This is a genomic window from Nocardia sp. NPDC058497, from assembly GCF_042720195.1.
Classification (GTDB): domain Bacteria; phylum Actinomycetota; class Actinomycetes; order Mycobacteriales; family Mycobacteriaceae; genus Nocardia.
In genome coordinates, this window is sequence record NZ_JBHXMY010000674.1 from 1 (window position 1) to 2,945 (window position 2,945).

General features: G+C 68.0%; 1 protein-coding gene. It reads left to right on the forward strand.

What is annotated here, in order from left to right; translation table 11 throughout:
* A partial coding sequence (eccCb, locus tag ACFWPJ_RS29285; protein WP_378856201.1) for a type VII secretion protein EccCb occupies positions 1-2,685 on the forward strand: 2,685 nt, incomplete at its 5' end.
* Positions 2,686-2,945 lie beyond the last annotated feature (260 nt).

The window sequence follows — 2,945 nt, forward strand, 5'->3', positions numbered from 1 at the left end:
GATTTCGGCACCTACGAAATCGAACGGATGTGGCAGCCGAAGCCGCTCTCTGATTTCCTCAACGTGCCGTTCGGGCTCGACGCGGCAGGCAAGCCGGTGCGGCTCGACATCAAGGAATCCGGCCAGCAGGGCATGGGTCCTCATGGATTGTGTATCGGCGCAACCGGTTCCGGGAAGTCGGAGGTGCTGCGGACATTGGTGTTGGGGCAGGCCGTCTCGCACTCACCGGAGCGGCTGGCGTTCGTGCTCGTCGACTACAAGGGTGGCGCGGCGTTCGCCGGTCTCGACGATCTGCCGCACACCACGGCGATGGTGTCCAACCTCGCCGACGACGCCGGGCTCGTCGATCGTCTCCATGACGCCTTGCTGGGTGAGCTCCAGCGGCGTCAGCGGGTGTTGCAGGACGCGGGATCGCTGCCCAATGTCACCGAGTACAACGACCGCCGCGACGCCGGGCAGGACCTGCCACCGCTCCCCAACCTGTTCGTGGTGATCGACGAGTTCGGCGAGATCCTGTCCGCCAAACCGGATTTCATCGACTTGTTCGTCCAGATCGGCCGGATCGGGCGCTCCGTCGGCGTGCATCTGCTGCTGGCCACCCAGCGCCTGGAGGAGGGGCGGCTGCGTGGTCTGGAGTCGCATCTGTCCTATCGCATCGGCTTGCGGACCTTCACCGCGCAGGAGTCACGGACGGCGCTCGGGATACCCGACGCCCATTCGCTGCCGCCGGTGCCCGGGTCCGGGATTCTGAAGGTCGACCCGGATATCTGCACCCGGTTCAAAGCCGCGTACGTCTCCGGCGTGTACGAGCCGACCGAAGACAAGGTGGCGGCCGAGATCCCCCCGGTGCCGATGCCGTTCGGGCTGTTCAACGACACCGCCGAGTGGCTGCGAGATCGAGCAGGCAGCGGCCCGGCTCGACCGACCACCGCACCGGACCGGTTCGCCGCGACGACCCTCGACGTGGTGGTTTCCCGGATGCGTCAGGCCGCCGCGCAGGTTCAGCAGATCTGGCTGCCACCGCTACCCACTCAGCTCGATTTCACCCGGGTCCTCGGCCCGATCGCCGTGGACGGCGAACGCGGCCTGACCACCGTGGACAGCTCTCGGCACGCGAGCCTGCGGATCCCGCTGGGCTTGCTCGACAAGCCGTTGGAGCAGTGGCAGGGACCGTTCACCATCGACCTACGCGCCGCCGGTGGCAATGTCTGCATTCTCGGCGCGCCGCAGTCGGGCAAGACCGGCGCACTACGGAGCCTCGTCATCGGTGCCGCGCTGACCCACACGCCACGCGAGGTGGCCTTCTACGCGGTGGACCTCGGTGGTAGCGCGCTCACGGTGCTGGAAGGTCTCCCCCATGTCGGTGGCGTCGCGACCCGCTTCGACCCCGACCGGATCCGCCGCACGATCGCCGAGGTCAGAGGTCACCTCACCCGGCGCGAGGCGATCTACGCCGAGCATCGGATCGATTCCGCCGACGAGTTGCGCCGCAGGCAGGGATCACTGCCGGAGCTCGAGGTCGCCGACATCTTCCTGGTCGTCGACGGGTGGGCGACCCTGAAAGACGAGTACGAGGATCTGCTGCCCGTGGTCCAGGAAATCGGGGCCAGAGGGCTCGGCTTCGGCGTGCATCTCGTGCTGACCACCGGTCGCTGGGCCGATCTGCGGCTGCCGATGCAAGCCGTGATCGGCACCAAGATCGAGTTGCGCCTCAACGATCCGCTCGACTCCACCATCTCCCGCAAGATCGTCGAGAACATCCGTGCCGACACTCCCGGACGATGCGTCGGCGCCGACAAGCTGCTCGCCCAGATCAGCCTGCCCGTGCTGCATGCGGGCGACGATGCCGGGCCGACGGACCAGGTGGCCGCGACCGTCGCGGCGATCGCCGAAGCCTGGCCGGGACCGCAGGCTCCAGAGGTTCGGATGCTGCCGACGCGGCTGAGCTTCGACGAGCATCGCGCACGCAATCCCGGTGTGCCGTCGGTGTTGCTCGGCGTCGACGAGACCGAACTCGGACCGGTCACCCTCGATCTGCTCGGCAGTGACCAGCACCTGCTCGTCTTCGGCGACGCCGAGTCCGGCAAGACGAACCTGGCTCGCGTCATCATCGCCGAACTGATCGGGCACCGTCGGGACGACGAGGTGGTCCTGGCGTTGTTCGACGTCCGGCGCACCCTGCTCGACGAAGTCCCCGACCAGTACCTCGGCGCCTACGCGGGAACCCAGGCCGCAGGCGCGGGGATCGCAGGCGGCATCGCGGGCGAACTCGCCAAACGGCTGCCACCCGAGGACGTCACTCCCGCGCAGCTCCGTGACCGCTCGTGGTGGAACGGACCAGAGATCTTCGTGATCGCCGACGATTTCGACCTGCTCTCCCCCAGCGGACCCGGCCCGCTGGCCGCGCTGCTGCCCTACCTGCCGCACGCGCGCGACATCGGCCTGCATCTGCTGGTGTTCCGGCGATCCGGCGGTGCGGCGCGTGCCCTGTTCGAACCCGTCATCCAGGCGCTCAAAGAGCAGGGTGCCACCGGCATTCTGCTCTCCGGTGACCGCCAGGAGGGCCAGATATGGCCCGGTGCGGCGATGTCGGTCCAGCCGCCGGGACGCGGGCTGCTCGTGCGTCGCGGGCGCGCGCCGATTCGGTTCCAGATCGCGCTGCGGGAGGGGGCAGTGGTGTGCTAGGTCAAGAAATGTCGCAACCCCGGCGCCGCTAGGGCCTGTCGCCTGTCTCGAAGTAGTGGACCCGGCATACGCGCTGTCGCTCCACCAGCCGCCCCGACAGCCGTCGATCACTGCGCTGAACGTTCACTATCCGGCGATCGGTCGAAATCGGGACGATCGGAGCCTTTGTTGAATGCTCAGCGCGTGCCCGCAGCGCCGTCGACGGACTTCGAAACAGGCCATAGGCGCGGCGCCGGGATCAGGCATGAACGTGCCAGGCC